Source organism: Arthrobacter sp. Leaf234 (assembly GCF_001422665.1).
Classification (GTDB): Bacteria; Actinomycetota; Actinomycetes; order Actinomycetales; family Micrococcaceae; genus Arthrobacter_D.
Genome location: NZ_LMLU01000001.1, coordinates 132,412 through 147,904, shown reverse-complemented (window position 1 = coordinate 147,904; position 15,493 = coordinate 132,412). Strand labels below are relative to the sequence as shown.

Here is a 15,493-nt window from a genome sequence, read left to right as displayed (position 1 = left end):
TGGTCCGCCCCCGGGCCGTCCGGCCCGCGACCGGCGCGGTGGTCCACTAGGTTGGGTCCGGGGCGGCGGCCGGCACGGTACCGCACACCGACGGAAGAGGATGCCATGGAGCAGTTCACGTACGAGGAGCGCGGCGCGACCGATCGGCCGTTCCCCGACTCGCTGGAGGGCGGCTGGCCCTCCGGGTACACCGTGATGGTCGAGTCCCGCGAGATCGCCACCGACGATCCGTCCGCATCGTTCATCGCGCTGACCGAGGGCATCCTGGCGTGGGAACTGCACCGGGGTGCCGGGCTCACCATGGATTCGCCCGTCGAACGGGCCGAGCCCGGGGCGCACGTCATCTCCGGATTCGGCCTCGGGCGAGCGCGCATCAAGGCGCCGTGCCGCGTGATCTGGTCCAGGGCACCCCAGCTCGACGGCGCCGGCAGGGCGGTACCCGGCCAGCGGGGCGGCTTCGGGTACGGAACGCTGCCGGGCCACCCCGTGCGGGGCGAGGAGGGTTTCTACGCCGAACTGACGGCGGACAACCGGTTGCTGTTCATCTGCTCCGCCTACAGTGTCCCGGCCGGCCCCCTGTTCCGGCTCGCCGCGCCGGTCACCCGTCTGACGCAGCGCTACGTCCTCTCGCGCTACGTCGCGGCGGCACGGGCACTGGCCCGTCTCGGCTAGGCCGGACCTGCCCCGGGCTTGTCCGGCAACCCGTCCGGCGGCCGGGCCGCAATCACACCAGGACGAGGAGCCCGAGCAGGGCGATCAGGGGAGGCAGGCCCTGGATCGCCGCCGGGCGGGCGAGCTTCCTGTTGCCGAGGATCAGCACGAGCGCCGCAGCGAGCATGGAGCCCGTGGACAGGACGATGAACCCGAGCCCGATCGCCGCGGCTGTCACTCCGCCGAGGAGCATGAGGACGACGCCGGCCAGCGCGCCGACCGCGAGGAACAGATTGTAGAAGCCCTGGTTGAAGGCGAGCGGCTGCGTGGTCTCCGCATCCTCCTGGCTCGCGATCCCGAAGACGCGCCACGTCCGCTCCAGCCGCCAGCGGACCGACTCCAGGACGAAGATCAGGACGTGGACGAGCGCGGCGACGACGGCGGCCACGGCGGTCAGGGGCGGGAGCGGCAGGGGTTCCATGCGTCAGAGCGTACGTGGCCTGATCGGCTTTCGAGCGGGCGGAGGGCGCAGGACTTCTGGCCGAATCGGACCCGAAACGGGAACGTAACCACCGGCGCATAGCTTGTGAAGCTCCACGACCCGGAAGAGGTTCAGTATGGATGACGCAGTGGGGCAGCAAGCGGCCGAGGTACTCGCCGACGGATTGGGCAGGCGGAGATTCATGAGGGTGGTGGCGGCGCTCGGCACCCTGTCCGCGGCGTCGGTCGCGGGGGCACCCTCCGCGCTCGCAACCGCTCCCGGAGGCGGCGTCGTCGTGCCTGCCAAGGCTCCTGACGCCCCGGGGAAGCCGCCTGGCAAGGGTGGGCCCGGCGCCGACGTCCTGCAGCCCGGACGGGGGCGGATCACGGGGGACAGCTACCTCTCGTCCACGCCGGACGAGGTGCTGTGGGGGTACGTGCCCACGGTGCACGCCACGCCGGTGATGACCATCCGGTCCGGGAGGACCGTGACCATCGACGCGCTCTCGCACGAGGGGATCCTCGAGGACCAAGGGCGTGATCCGCTGGAGTACTTCGGGTCGCTGGGCGTGGACAGATCCTCCGTGCTGACGGACGCCGTCGAGATCGCGGCGGGCTACCGGCGGACCCAGCGGCGGTTCGACGTGGACGGGCCGCACATCGTGACGGGTCCGATCGCCGTCGAAGGTGCCGAACCGGGGGACGTGCTGAAGATCGAGACCCTGGACGTGGTGCCACGCGTCCCGTACGGCGTGGTCTCCAGCAGGCACGGCAAGGGCGGCCTGGCATCACTCCCGGGCCCCGCCGCACCCGCCGGCATCACCCTCGACGAGGTCATGCCACCGGTGGCGACCGACAACCGCGCATCGGGTGTGCCGACCGACTACGGGAACGTCTCGGTGTTCACCAGGATCGAGAAGGGCAAGGGTGTGATGACGAGCGGGGACATGGAGGTCCGGTTCCCCCTGCGGCCCTTCATGGGGATGATGGGCGTCGCCTTCGCCGAGGCCGAGGGACTGACGGCCCCCGAGGCGAATTCGGTTCCCCCCACCCTCGGCGGGGGGAACATCGACATCCGGCACCTCGGTGCAGGCTCCACCTTCTACCTTCCGGTGCGGGCCCCGGGCGGACTCTTCTACGTCGGGGATCCGCACATGGGCATGGGCGACGGCGAGGTGGCCCTCACTGCGATGGAAGGGTCCCTCCGCGGGACCTTCCGCCTGACGGTCTGCAAGCCGGGCTCGGGCGATGCGCCGTCCGTCGCCTACTCCTATCCCTTCGCGGAGACCAAGGACGCGTGGATCCCGATCGGCCTGTCCGATCCGGACGGTCTCGCCGGCGGAGGAGTGTCGAGCGACCTGGACGTCGCGATGCGCCGCGCCGTCGTGAATGCCCTGGACTTCCTCGAGCACGATCGCGGCATGGACCGGGCCATCGCCTACGCGTACCTGTCCGCCGCGGCGGACTTCGCCATCTCGCAGGTGGTCGACCGCACCGTCGGCGTCCACGGACTGATCGCGAAGGCGCACTTCGGCTGACACCGGTGGCGCGACGGGAGGCGCCGGAGGGCGGTACCCCTGTCCCTCCGGCGTGCCGCGCTGCAACGGAATCGGCCGACGTTACGCCCGATGCCAAACCGTTACATCCAGGACCACCCGGTCCATTGCCCACGGCACCGATCACGCCTAGGTTGAAAAGTACAGCGATCGCCCAGCCCATCCTCAGGAACCTCTGGGCTTGGGGCAGGACCACCCGATCGGCGGACCACGGTTTTCTGCAGGCGGCGCCCTCCCCGGAGGACGCCGCCTGCTTGTGGCGCCGCAGGCTGCGCCGTCGGGAATGGCCCGGGGGAATCTACGTGTTTTCAGGAGACGCGCACACATGATCGTTGCAAAAAAATGGGTTGCTGCCGGATCGACGGCCACCCTTCTCGCCGGTGGACTGTTCCTCGGCGCTCCGATGGCAGCAGCCGCACCCGGTGATGCCGCCTGCCTGCAGGCGTCCACGCAGTTCAACGCTGCTCTCGGCCTCGCCGGGATCGACGTCACCTTCGTCAACCAGTTCGAAGCCGCGACGGCCGCCGTCGTGACCACGGCGGCGGAGTACGAAGCCATCGCCCAGTCCCTCAACATCGACGCCCTGCTCGCGGATGCCGAGACGACGAACATCGCTGCCGAGGACGCACAGGTCGCCGTCGAGCTCGCACAGGTCGCCGTCTCGGAAGCGCAGATCGCCGCAGACGCTGCTTCGGCTGCCGCCGCCGCCGCACTCGTGGCCGCCGGCGACGCCCAGGCCGATGTCGATGCCGCAGTGACTGCTGTCGGTGTTGCGATCGACGCATCCGATCCGGTGGCCTACCCGGATGTGGCGACGGACCCCGCGGTCATCGCTGCCCGCGCCGACCTCGAAACCGCCGAGGCCGCGCTCGTCACTGCTGACGCTGCAGTCGTCGACGCTGATAGCGCAGTCGTCACGACCGGCACCGCTCTTGCCGAAGCCGGCGTCGCGCTCGACGCGGCAGCAATTGCGGAGACCGCCGCCGTCGAGGCCGCGATCGTCGCTGCTGCTGCAGCGGACGCCGCGCTGAACGACTCGTCGTTGCTCGCCGCGGAGGCGAACCTCGAAGAAGCCAGCGCCGAAGCCGAGCGCCTCGCGCTTCAGCTGAGCAGCGATCCGGCCGTTGCGGCGGAGCTCGTCGAACTGTTCAAGGCGTTCCTCGCTGCCTGTGATGCCGGTGCCATCGGCGTCACCCCGGTCGCCCCGGTCGCCCCGGTCGGCGTGTCCGCGCCCACCACCCCGGCTCCCGGCGTCAAGGGTCCTACCGGCACCAACAAGGGCCTCAACGTGCAGACCGCCGTCACCACCGAGGACAACAGCCCGGCTGTCGCACTCATCGCGGCACTGCTGGCGGTCGGTGTCGCGGTTCCCGTGGCGACCGCGGCCCGCATGCGTCGTCTGGAGCGCGCACAGCGCTAGTACACTGGCTGTCCCGGTGCGGGTCGCGGTCTTCCGACCGCGCCTCCCGCACCGGGACAGTGCACCCTCCCTCTTCCAACCCCAGGACAGCGCAGCACATGGTCCAGCACCGCAGTCCCGACGTAGCCCCCGGTGACGAGCCCGGCGCCCCCGCACCGGAACCCGCCAGGCGGACGTTCGGGAAGCGCTGGCTCGCCCTGCCGCTCGTCGCGGCTGCCGGCCTGGCGATCGCCGTCTCGGTCATGCCCCCGGAATCCGCCGGAGCCCCGACCGCAGCGGCGTCGTCCACGGCCGCTCCTTCCCTCTCGGCATCGGCATCGGCAGCGCCATCGGCCATCGTTCCCGCGCCGGCCCCCGTCGAGACGTCACCTCCTGCCGTCGATCCTGGACCGGCGGCCGCCCAGCCTACCGGCCTGTCCTTCCCTGCAGCCGCGATCGACATGGCCGTTCTCCCGCTCACCCCGAGCGAGGAGGACCTCTCGTCCCAGAGCCTCGTGCCGCCGCTGACGACCGACGCCTACTGGATCAGCTCATACGGTGTCCCGGGTGCCGGATCGGTCAACACCACGTACATCGCCGGCCACAGCTGGGACGGCAAGGACGCACCCTTCAACCGGCTCAGCGACGAGTCGCTCGTGGGCCAGGAGTTCACGCTCGCCACGCAGACAGGCAGCATGACCTACGTGGTGGACTCGGTCATCACCCACGACAAGGACACCCTGAAGGACAGCGAGATCTGGAACATCGTGCCCAATCGGGTGGTGCTCATCAGCTGCTACACCGAGGACCCCTGGGGCAAGAACGTCGTGGTCACGGCCATGCCGAAAGCTGCCTGACAGGATTCTCCCCGGCACGGAGGAGGCCCCCACCCGCGAAGGGTGGGGGCCTCCTGTGCTCACCCGGTGCGTGCCTACTTCCTGCCCTTGCCCGGCTTGACCGCTGTCGTCGTGCACGAGGCGTCCCACTCTGTCACCGGAACCACCGAGGTGCACCGGAACAACGACGGGTTGAGGTTCTGGGGCGACTGCCAGGCCTTGACGGCCTGCTCGAAGTCGTAGGCGAAGCCCAGCAGGTCCTCCTCGCTCCATGCGGTCCCGAGGAAGACGACGCCGGAGGGGCGCCGGTTGGCCTCGGTGTAGCCGGACGGCACGATCACCGACGGGTAGCCGGCCCGCGCGCCGACCCCCACGGTCGCCGAGTTGGAGACGATCGCGTCGAGGTCGTTCGTGGTGAGGACCGTGTCGATGGCCGCGCGGCTCTCTGCCAGTCCTGTGTCCCTCGCCGCGACGTACTGCGCCTCCTGCACCGGGTCGTCCAGGTCCACGGCCTCGGAGGCGGTGAGCAGCGTCCGCCCGAACTTCAGCGCCGCCGGAGCATTCGCGGTGTTGTACGCGATGATGTCGCTCAGCGTGTCCATCGGAGCATCCTCGGGGAGGCGCGCCAGGTAGGCGTTCAGGTCACGTTCGAACTCCAGGGTGAGGATGCTGGGTGCCGCGCTGCCGCCGACCGTCACGGGTACCAGGGTGGCACCCTGCGCCCGGAGCTGGTCCAGCGCAGCGGTGTAGACGGGGTCGGTGGTGCTCGCGACGTAACCGAGCCGCCGACCCTCGAGCGCGGTGTCGCTGAGGGCCCCCGTGAAGTCGACGTCGTCGCTCGGGTTCGCCGCCGTCGCGGGGTCCTCGGGATCGATGCTGGTCATGGCCGTCAGGAGGGCCGCGGCGTCGTACACGGACCTGGTCATGGGTCCCGCGGTGTCCTGCGTCCCCGAGATCGGGATGATGCCGGTCCTGCTGGCGATGCCGACGGTCGGTTTGACGCCGACCAGCGAATTGGCGCGAGCGGGACTGAGGATCGAGCCGGAGGTCTCCGTGCCGATGGTCAGGGTGGCCAGGCCGGTGGCGCCTGCCGAGCCCGATCCGGCGCTCGAGCCGCTCGGCGTCTGGCTCACGTCGTAGGGGTTGAGGACCTGGCCGCCGAGGGAGCTGTACCCGGCGGGCATCCCGCTGGTCATGAAGTTCGCGAACTCGGTGAGGTTCGTCTTGCCGATGATGATGGCACCGGCCTTCCTCAGTTCCGTGACCAGCGGGGCGTCCGCAGCCGGATAGGAGTTCGCGAGGGCGACCGATCCCGCGGTGGTCGGCATGCCGGCGACGTCGATGTTGTCCTTCACGAGGACGGGCACCCCGTGCAGGGGGCCGCGCACGGTGCCCTTCTTGCGCTCCTGGTCGAGGGCCTTGGCTTCCGCCAGGGCGGAGGGGTTGATCGACCGCACGGAGTTGAGGTGCGGGCCGTCGATGCTGAGGGCCTGGATCCGGTCGAGGTAGGCCTGGGTCAGCGTCTCGGACGTGAAGCTGCGCGCCGCGAGTCCTGCCTGCACCTCGGCGACACCGGCGGTGCTGAGGTCGAGGGGAAGCGGCTTCGGCGCGGCGACCGCCGGACCGGGTCCCGCGACGACGGCGGCGGCGAGCAGCCCGGTGGCGAGGCCTGCGGTGACGCGCCGGGTACGGGGCCGTGCGGAGGGGATCGTGAAGGGCATTCTGGTGTCCTCTGTCGGAGTGATGGATCCGGCCCGGAACGACGCTGTGGGAGCGCTCCGAGCAGTCCTGTCATCCCAGCAGGGCCGCGTTTCAGGAGCGCCGCGCTCGCGTTACGCGCCGGTTACGCCGACAGCCATCTCCACTCCTTCGACGCCTTCGACGGCTCCCGCACCGGTCGTCGTCCGGCTCGGCCGGCCACCTCCGGGGCGGCCGGCGGGACTCCCCGCCGGCCGGGACCCTAGCCGAAGTACTTCGGCAGTGTGCCCTCGTGCGCCTCGCGGAGCTGGTCGATCGGCAGGTTGAAGTAGCCCTGCACGTCGAGCGCCTGATTCTCGGTGTCCACCACGCCGATCCGGATGGTCGGGAAGTTCCGCGCCGTGCACATGTCGTTGAAGCGGACCTCCTCCGAGCGGGGGACCGCGACGACCGCGCGTGCTTGGCTCTCGCTGAACAGTGCCGTGAAGGCGTCGATCCCGTCGCGCTCGCACAGTTCGTCGAGGCCGATCCGCGCACCGACGCCGAAGCGCAGCGCCATCTCGCTCAGTCCTGCCGCGAGCCCGCCCTCGGAGAGGTCGTGGGCGCCGTCGATCATGCCGTCGCGCGAGCAGTTCACGAGGATCGCCGCGAGGGTCTTCTCCGCCGCGAGGTCCAGGACCGGCGGCTGGCCGCCGAGGTGCCCGCGCAGGTTGGCCCACTCGGAGCCGTCGAGCTCATCCGCCGTCGTCCCCAGCAGGTAGACGGCCTGGCCGTCCTCACGCCAGCCGGAGGGCGTGCGGCGGGCGACGTCGTCGAACACGCCGAGCACGCCCACCACCGGGGTGGGGTGGATGGCGATGCCGCCGGTCTGGTTGTACAGCGAGACGTTCCCGCCGGTCACCGGGACGCCGAGTTCCTGGCAGGCGTCGGCGAGGCCGCGGACCGTCTCGGCGAACTGCCACATGACCTCGGGGTCCTCGGGGGACCCGAAGTTCAGGCAGTCGGTGACGGCGAGAGGCTCGGCGCCCGACGTCGCCACGTTGCGGTACGCCTCCGCGAGGGCCAGGCGCGCTCCCTCGTAGGGGTTGAGGTAGGAGTAGCGTCCGTTGGCGTCCGTGGAGATCGCGACGCCCAGGCCGGTCTCCTCGTCGACCCGGACCACGCCCGCGTCGTCGGGCATGGCGAGAGCCGTGTTGCCCTGCACGTAGCGGTCGTACTGGTCGGTCACCCAGTCCTTCGAGCACATGTTCGGTGATGCCATGAGTTCGAGGACGGCCGCGCGGAGGTCCGTGGGCCGCTCGGCGGCGAAGCCGTTCGCCTGGACGCCGTCGAGCCACTCGGGGCGGTGGTAGGGCCGCTCGTAGACGGGGCCCTCGTGGGCCACGGTGCGGGGATCGACGTCGACGATCTTCTCGCCGTCCCACTCGATGATGAGGCGGCCCGTGTCGGTGACCTCGCCGAGCCAGGAGTACTCGACGGCCCACTTGTCCATGATGGCCTCGAAGTCCGCGACGTTCCCGGGCGTGACGACGGCCATCATGCGCTCCTGCGACTCCGACATGAGGATCTCGCCGGGGGTCAGGGAGGGGTCACGCAGCAGCACGTTGGTGAGCTCGACATGCATGCCGCCGTCGCCGTTGGAGGCCAGCTCGGACGTCGCGCAGGAGATCCCCGCGGCGCCGAGGTCCTGGATGCCCTCGACCACGGAGGCCTTGAACAGCTCGAGGCAGCACTCGATCAGCACCTTCTCGGCGAACGGATCGCCCACCTGCACGGCCGGGCGCTTGGACGGCTTCGAGGAGTCGAAGGACTCCGACGCGAGCACGGAGGCGCCACCGATCCCGTCGCCGCCGGTGCGGGCGCCGAAGAGGACCACCCTGTTGCCGGCGCCGGAGGCGTTGGCGAGGCGGATGTCTTCGTGCCGCAGGACGCCGACGGCAAGGGCGTTGACCAGCGGGTTGCCCTGGTAGACGGAGTCGAAGACCACTTCGCCGCCGATGTTCGGCAGGCCGAGGGAGTTGCCGTAGCCGCCGATGCCCGCGACGATCCCGTGGACGAGGCGCGCGGTGTCCGGGTGGTCGATCGCGCCGAAGCGCAGCGGATCCATGACGGCGACCGGGCGGGCGCCCATCGAGATGATGTCGCGGACGATCCCGCCGACCCCGGTGGCCGCACCCTGGTAGGGCTCCACGAAGGAGGGGTGGTTGTGGCTCTCCACCTTGAACGTCACGGCCCAGCCGTCACCGATATCGACCACGCCGGCGTTCTCGCCGATGCCCACGAGGAGGTGCTCCTTCATGGCGTCGGTGACCTTCTCCCCGAACTGCCGCAGGTGCACCTTGGAGGACTTGTAGGAGCAGTGCTCGCTCCACATCACCGAGTACATGGCGAGTTCGGCGCCGGTGGGACGGCGGCCGAGGATCTCCTCGACCCGCTGGTACTCGTTCTCCTTCAGGCCGAGCTCGGCCCACGGGAGCGCCTGGCCGGGCGTGGCCTCGGCGTTCGCGACGGTGTCGATGTTGAATCTACGGGACGTCTCTGCAGTCACTTAGCCCACCAGTTTCTTGAGTACCGAGGTGAAGATGCCCAGCCCGTCGGTGCCCCCGCGGACGCCGACCTCGCCGCGTGCGGAGGAGTCGGGGCCGAAGCCCGCCTCGACGGCGTGCTCGGGGTGCGGCATGAGGCCGACGACGTTGCCTGCCGCGTTCGAGATGCCGGCGATGTCGCGGCGCGAGCCGTTCGGATTGCCGTCGACGTACCGGAACACCACGCGGCCCTCGCCCTCGAGCTCGTCGAGCGTGCGGTTGTCGGCCACGAACTGCCCGTCCTGGTTCTTCAGCGGGATGACGATCTCCTCACCCTGGCCGTAGTCGGAGGTCCAGAAGGTACCGGCGTTCTCGACGCGCAGTCGCTGGTCCCGGCAGATGAAGTGGAGGTGGTTGTTCTTGATCATGGAACCGGGCAGCAGGTGCGCCTCGGTGAGGACCTGGAATCCGTTGCAGATGCCGAGCACGGGCAGGGCGTCGGCGCCGCCGGAGGCAGCAGAGGTGATCTGCTCCATCAGCGGGGCGAAGCGGGAGATCGCGCCGGCGCGGAGGTAGTCGCCGTAGGAGAAACCACCGGGGATGATGACGGCGTCCACGTTCCGGAGGTCGTGGTCGCCGTGCCAGAGGTGGATGGCGCTGCCGCCCGCGAGGCGGACGGCCCGGACGGCGTCGCGGTCGTCGAGCGAGCCCGGGAAGGTGACCACACCGACGGTCACGCCGTTCAGCGGGCTGTCACCATTGGTCGAGGCGACGGGCTGCGGCCCGCCGATGAGGGGCGTCTCGAGGCCTGCGGCGGTCACTGGCCGTTCTCCTCGATGACCTCCACGCGGGTGACATCCTCGATGACCGGATTGGACAGCAGCGTCGTCGCGGCGTGGCGCGCCTGCTCGAGGATCTCTTCTGTCACCTCGCCGTCGACGGTCAGTTCGAAGCGCTTGCCCTGGCGGACGCCGGCGAAGCCGGTGAGGCCGATACGGGGAAGGGCTCCCGCGATCGCCTTACCCTGCGGGTCGAGGATCTCGGGCTTGGGCATGACGTCGACAACGATCCGGGGCATCCGGCAACTCCTGTGCGTGAGCGGCAAGTGCTGGGGGTTCCAGCATTGAATGCAGGAGCCCGGAAGTGCCGTCTCACGCCGTGTCCGAGGGACCGTCCTGAGGACTGTCCGGGATGACACCGGCGCTCCGCGAGCTTGCCCGACAAGTCTACCGGGAACCGGAGGGCGCCCTGGGCCGCCGGTGCGCGCACCGCCGCGCGATGACGCAGCGCCGCTACTGCGCGCCGGGCGTGCCCAGGATGTCCTTCACCCGGTCCCAGCGCGAGATCTCGCAGCCGTCCGTCAGCGCGAACGCCGCGACCACGGAGGTCCCGTCGATGTCGCCGGTGATGCTCGCGGTCTGCGGGCCGCCGTACTGCTGGGTGCAGATGACGTCCTTGTTCGGGCGGGCGGTGAAGAACTGCGCGCCGAGTTCTCCCAGGCGTGAGCAGGCTGCCTCCGCATCGGGCAGGGTCGACGCCGGCCCGGGGGTGCCGTCGACGCACTCGAGTACGTACTGCACGGGTTCGGCCGCTGCGTCCTGCTTGAAGGAGATGGTGAGCCTGGCGTTGGTGCCCCAGGCCGTGGTGGCTGGCGCCGTCGCCGGACGGGTGGGCGGAGTCGTCGGACCCGTGGCGGGGGCGGACGGCGCGGGCGTCGGCTCCGGCGCTCCGGACGACGGCGAGGGCTGGGGAGTGGCTGACTGCACGGTGGTCTCCTGCTGGGTCGGTTCTGCGGCCGGACCGCCCTGGCTGCATGCCGTCAGGGCGAGGGACAACGCGACGAGGGGCGGAACGAGCGCCACGATCCTTCGGCGCGGTCCGTGCGGTGCGGTCGTCGGACCGATCATGTTCATGGCGTCCCCCTCGGCTGGCTCACCAGCGTAACCGCTGGTCGAAGGACAACGAAGGACGACGGCGGCACGTCCCGCCGTCGTGCCCGGACGGTTCAGGTGTCAACGAGCGCGCGCTCGAGGTGCTCCAGGAGGCGGACGCGGAGGATCTGCGACTCCTCGGCGAAGCCCCGCTGCAGCCGGACGTACTCGGCCTTGCCCTGCGCCGACTCGATCTCGATGGGCTCGTACCCCCACTCGGCGAGGTCATAGGGGGACGCACGCATGTCCATGGTGCGGATGCGCCAGGACAGTTCGAAGCAGTCCATGACGATCCCGCTGGGCAGCAGCGGCGTGAGCTTGTACGCCCACTTGTACAGGTCCATGTTGGCGTGCAGGCACCCGGGCTGCTCCAGGTCGCGCTGCGTCTCACGCGTGGGCGTGAGTTCGTTCAGCGGGACGGCTTCCGGCGTGTAGAAGCGGAAGGCGTCGAAGTGCGTGCAGCGGATGCGGGCGGCCTCGACGACGTCGTCCGTGCCCGCGGCGCCGAGCCTGAGGTGGAGGTACTCGTGGCGGATGCCGTTGACAGCGGAGCGGTACGCCATGGCCCACTCGTGGAGGCCGAAGCAGCCGAACTGCGCGGGGCGCGCGGCGGTCCTGGCGAGGATGTGGCGGGCGAAGTCGATCGCCTCACGCCGCTCCTCAGCGAACCGGCGGGCGTCCACGCGGACGCCGTCACCCTCGACGACGTAGTACTTCCAGTCCGCCCGCTCCCGGGCCGCCGGGCCTTCGAGGAGCACGCCCGCACCCGGGTGCCACCGCAGCAGCCGGCCGGGCTTCTGGTTGTAGTAGGTGAAGAGGAAGTCCTCCACGGGGTGCTTGGCCCCACGCGACCGGCGCTCGAGGTAGGGGTCGGAGAATCGGGACACCCGCTCGTGGTGACGGTGCGCCTGGTCCTGCCAGTCCGCTTCTGTACGGCGGGTCAGGAGGTCGGCACGCATTGACCTATTATCACCCCGACTTGAATTGGTAAATACCCTGTGTAAATTCTGCGTGACGCGGCCCCGATGCGGTGGCAAGCGTGTGTTGCCTCGGGTAAGTTTGTGCACGCCGTGGCGTCTGTGAGCATCATCACAGGTCGGGGGTCCTATCCAGGAGACCGCGGCACCGGGGGAACGGCTGTGGCCGGCCCGCACTTTTACGAGAGGCACTACCTTCCTATGACACAACGGAGAAAAGCCGGGCAGGGGCGCAGCACCCTGCGCACTGCCACGGCTATCGTTCTGGGTCTGCCGCTACTGGTGACGTCGACGGCCGTGGCGCCTGCTGCCTTCGCAGCGCCCCTGCCCGCCACCACGGTCTTACCCCAGAAGGCACCCGCCAAGCAGCTCGACCCCGCGCAGTACCCGGACGGCAAGTACATCGTCGTACTCGCCGACAAGCCGGTGGCCACGTACGAGGGCGGCGTCGAGGGAATCGCCCCGACCAAGCCCGAGGAAGGCGCCAAGCTGGACGCCACCGCCGGGAACGTCCAGCAGTACTCGGAGTTCCTCGAGACCAAGCAGCAGGAGGTCGCCGCAGAGGGCGACGTCGAGATCAAGCGCACCTACACCGCTGCGATCAACGGCTTCGCCGCCGACCTCAGCACCGACCAGGCCGTGGAGCTCGCCAAGAGCGACGACGTCCTGTTCGTCGCTCCGGACGTCGAGAACGCACCCGACTACTCGAGCATCGACTTCCTCGGCCTCAACGGCAACAAGGGGTCCTGGAAGACCCAGTTCGGCGGAGAGAAGAATGCCGGCAAGGGCACGGTGGTCGGCGTGATCGACACCGGCTACGCCCCCGACAACCCCTTCTTCGCCGGATCCCCGGTCAAGCCGCTCAAGGGCAACTCGAAGCCCAAGGTGGGCCAGCCCTACCTGAACGCCGCAGGCAAGATCGCGATGCTGAAGACCGACGGCAGCACCTTCATCGGTGAATGCCAGGTCGGCGAGGACTTCGACGGCAGCCTCTGCAACTCGAAGGTCCTCTCCGCCCAGTACTTCGCCGACACCTTCCTCGACAGTGTCGGCGAAGCGGACCGTGCACCCCAGGAAGTCATCTCCCCGGTCGACATCGACAACCACGGTACGCACACCGCGAGCACCGCCGCCGGCAACGCCGGTGTGACCCAGCGGGTGGACGGCCGCGACTTCGGCGTCTCCTCCGGCGTCGCCCCCGCCGCCAAGATCTCCGTCTACAAGACCTGCTGGGAGGACAACGATCCCGAGACCGGCGGTTGCTACTCCTCGGCCGCCATCGATGCGATCAACAAGGCGATCCTCGACGGCGTCGACGTCCTCAACTACTCGATCTCCGGCAGCGCGACGACGACGACGGACCCCGTGTCCCTGGCCTTCCTCTCGGCCACCTCGGCCGGGATCTTCGTGGCCGCCTCGGCGGGCAACTCCGGCCCCACCGCCAGCACCGTCAACCACGGTGCTCCGTGGATGACGACGGTCGCCGCCAGCACGTTCAACTACGAACTGCAGGGCACCGCCGAGTTCTCCGACGGCACCAAGTACCGTGGCGCGTCGATCATGCGCAACGGCGTTGCGGCGAGCCCCGTCGTGCTGGCCGTGAACGCAGCAGCAGCCGGTGCCGCCAACCCGAACCTGTGCGGCCCCAACACCCTGGATCCCGCGAAGGTCGCCGGCAAGATCGTGGTCTGTGACCGCGGCGTCGTCGACCGCACCGCCAAGAGTGCAGAGGTTGCACGCGGCGGCGGCGTGGGCATGATCCTCGTGAACCTGGTCGATTCCTCCACGGACACGGACCAGCACGCCATCCCCACCGTGCACGTGAACGCCCCCGAGGCGCTCGAGCTCAAGGCGAAGGTCGCCGCCAACCCGGCCATCACCGTCGCACTGAAGGCCACGGACACCACGGGCAAGCCCCTGCCTCCCACCCCGCAGATCGCAGGATTCTCCTCGCGCGGTCCGCTGCTCGCCACCGATTCCGACCTGCTGAAGCCGGACATCACGGCTCCCGGTGTCGCCGTCCTCGCGGGCGTCTCCACCGTCGGTTCCAATGGCGCACAGTTCGGTTTCCTGTCCGGCACCTCGATGGCATCGCCCCACGTGGCGGGTCTCGGAGCACTCGTGCTCGGCAAGAACCCCACGTGGTCGCCCGCAGCCGTCAAGTCGGCCATGATGACCACCGCCTACCCGCTGAAGACCGCCACCGGCGGCGTCGAGACCGACGTCCTCGCCGTGGGCGCCGGCCACATCAACCCGGCCACCGTCCTCAGCCCGGGCCTGGTCTACGACCAGAACGAGGACGACTACCTCAGCTTCATCGAGGGAACCGGCGTCGCGCTCGGTATCGACGGCATCGAGCCCGTCGCCGCGAAGGACACCAACGTGCCGTCCTTCGCGCTCGGCAACCTCACCGGCCGCACCGAAGTGACCCGAACGGTCACCGCGGTCACGCCCGGCATCTACCGCGCCACGTCCAACGTGCCCGGAGTGAAGGTCACGGTCACGCCGTCGATCCTCAACTTCAGCGCGGCGGGCGAGACCCGGACGTTCAAGGTCTCCTTCGAGAACCAGAGCGCGCCCTTCGGGTCCTTCGCCGCCGGTTCGCTCACCTGGTCCGGCCAGGGCAAGAAGGTCACCTCCCCGGTGGCGGTCCGCCCCCAGGCCCTGAACGCTCCCGCTGACGCCGCGTTCACCTCGGCGGGCCCTGACGGGTCCGGCAGCTACGACGTCATCTCGGGGACCAACACCCCCATCCAGATGACGCTCGAGGGCCTCTCGAAGGCGGAGACCGCGGACATCGAGCTCGTGCCCGGTGGCTCCGCCAACGCGAACAACGCGAGCAACGCCGTGAAGGACGTCGTCGTCCCCGAAGGCGCGACGGCCGCGAGGTTCTCGGTGCGCTCGGACGATCCCACGGCTGACTTCGACATGTTCCTGATCACGCCCGCCGGGACGGTCGAGCAGGTCGCGACCTCCGACGCCAGTGAGACGTTCGTCCTCGAGGATCCGGCTCCCGGCACCTACCGCATCATCGCGAACCTGTACTCGAGCGTCGACAACAGGGCCACCTCCGGCACCATCGAAGGTGTGGCCCTCGGCGCGAACGAGGACAACGCGACCCTCACCCCGAACCCGCTCGCCCTGGCGAACGGCACCACGGGCGCCGTGACCCTCAACTGGACCGGCCTCACCGCCGGCTCCTACGTGGGCCGCGTCAGCTACGCAGGATCCTCGGCCATCACGTATGTGAGCGTCGCGGTCGGCGGAGCGGGCGAGGTCGCGGTCGCACCGGCGGCCGAGCTCCCCTCCGTCAGTCCTGCGGACAAGCTCGTGACCGGTCCCCGCGAGGCGATCACTCCCACGGGCAACAAGTAGGCCATGCCTGACTGATCGACGACACGTAGAAGGCCGGCGGATCCTGATCCGCCGGCCTTCTTCGC

At 69.8% G+C, this 15,493-nt stretch carries 12 protein-coding genes; 5 read left to right on the top strand and 7 right to left on the bottom strand.

Going from position 1 to position 15,493, the window contains the following annotated elements; translation table 11 throughout:
• Nucleotides 1–105: 105 nt before the first annotated feature.
• Nucleotides 106–672 carry a DUF1990 family protein gene (locus ASF21_RS00620; protein ID WP_055765402.1) on the top strand — a complete coding sequence of 189 codons (567 nt, stop codon included), beginning with the start codon at nucleotides 106–108 and terminating at the stop codon, nucleotides 670–672.
• 52 nt (nucleotides 673–724) lie between these two features.
• Here the strand turns inward: ASF21_RS00620 and ASF21_RS00615 are convergent, their stop codons facing one another.
• Nucleotides 725–1,132 carry a DUF1304 domain-containing protein gene (locus ASF21_RS00615; protein WP_055765398.1) on the bottom strand — a complete coding sequence of 136 codons (408 nt, stop codon included), beginning with the start codon at nucleotides 1,130–1,132 and terminating at the stop codon, nucleotides 725–727.
• 136 nt (nucleotides 1,133–1,268) lie between these two features.
• Between ASF21_RS00615 and ASF21_RS00610 the strand changes: the two genes are divergently transcribed.
• The 3 genes from ASF21_RS00610 to ASF21_RS00600 all read left to right on the top strand — a co-directional run bounded on the left by ASF21_RS00610 (nucleotide 1,269) and on the right by ASF21_RS00600 (nucleotide 4,943).
• Complete coding sequence (locus ASF21_RS00610; protein ID WP_055765395.1) at nucleotides 1,269–2,669, top strand: acetamidase/formamidase family protein; 1,401 nt, start codon at nucleotides 1,269–1,271, stop codon at nucleotides 2,667–2,669.
• A 343-nt stretch (nucleotides 2,670–3,012) separates the two neighbouring features.
• Nucleotides 3,013–4,107 (top strand): hypothetical protein, encoded by a 1,095-nt coding sequence (locus tag ASF21_RS00605; RefSeq protein ID WP_157365690.1) that lies wholly within the window; start codon nucleotides 3,013–3,015, stop codon nucleotides 4,105–4,107.
• Nucleotides 4,108–4,205: 98 nt separating this feature from the next.
• Nucleotides 4,206–4,943, top strand: a complete 738-nt coding sequence (locus ASF21_RS00600; protein ID WP_235498548.1) for a class F sortase — start codon at nucleotides 4,206–4,208, stop codon at nucleotides 4,941–4,943.
• Between the two features lie 74 nt (nucleotides 4,944–5,017).
• Here the strand turns inward: ASF21_RS00600 and ASF21_RS00595 are convergent, their stop codons facing one another.
• The 6 genes from ASF21_RS00595 to ASF21_RS00570 form a co-directional block, all read right to left on the bottom strand.
• Nucleotides 5,018–6,643 (bottom strand): amidase family protein, encoded by a 1,626-nt coding sequence (locus tag ASF21_RS00595; protein WP_055765389.1) that lies wholly within the window; start codon nucleotides 6,641–6,643, stop codon nucleotides 5,018–5,020.
• Between the two features lie 239 nt (nucleotides 6,644–6,882).
• Nucleotides 6,883–9,168 carry a phosphoribosylformylglycinamidine synthase subunit PurL gene (gene purL / locus ASF21_RS00590; protein WP_055765386.1) on the bottom strand — a complete coding sequence of 762 codons (2,286 nt, stop codon included), beginning with the start codon at nucleotides 9,166–9,168 and terminating at the stop codon, nucleotides 6,883–6,885.
• The gene (purQ, locus tag ASF21_RS00585) at nucleotides 9,169–9,966 is read right to left on the bottom strand and encodes a phosphoribosylformylglycinamidine synthase subunit PurQ (RefSeq protein ID WP_055765383.1); all 798 of its coding nucleotides are present in this window, start codon (nucleotides 9,964–9,966) and stop codon (nucleotides 9,169–9,171) included.
• Complete coding sequence (gene purS, locus ASF21_RS00580) at nucleotides 9,963–10,223, bottom strand: phosphoribosylformylglycinamidine synthase subunit PurS (RefSeq protein WP_055765380.1); 261 nt, start codon at nucleotides 10,221–10,223, stop codon at nucleotides 9,963–9,965. Before purS ends, purQ begins: the two co-directional genes overlap by 4 nt.
• 214 nt (nucleotides 10,224–10,437) lie before the next feature.
• Complete coding sequence (locus tag ASF21_RS00575) at nucleotides 10,438–11,007, bottom strand: SSI family serine proteinase inhibitor (RefSeq protein WP_162237498.1); 570 nt, start codon at nucleotides 11,005–11,007, stop codon at nucleotides 10,438–10,440.
• A 143-nt stretch (nucleotides 11,008–11,150) separates the two neighbouring features.
• The gene (locus tag ASF21_RS00570) at nucleotides 11,151–12,035 is read right to left on the bottom strand and encodes a hypothetical protein (protein ID WP_055765376.1); all 885 of its coding nucleotides are present in this window, start codon (nucleotides 12,033–12,035) and stop codon (nucleotides 11,151–11,153) included.
• A 219-nt stretch (nucleotides 12,036–12,254) separates the two neighbouring features.
• Between ASF21_RS00570 and ASF21_RS00565 the strand changes: the two genes are divergently transcribed.
• Nucleotides 12,255–15,428, top strand: coding sequence for a S8 family peptidase (locus tag ASF21_RS00565; protein ID WP_055765371.1), 3,174 nt, complete (start codon nucleotides 12,255–12,257; stop codon nucleotides 15,426–15,428).
• Nucleotides 15,429–15,493: the final 65 nt, after the last annotated feature.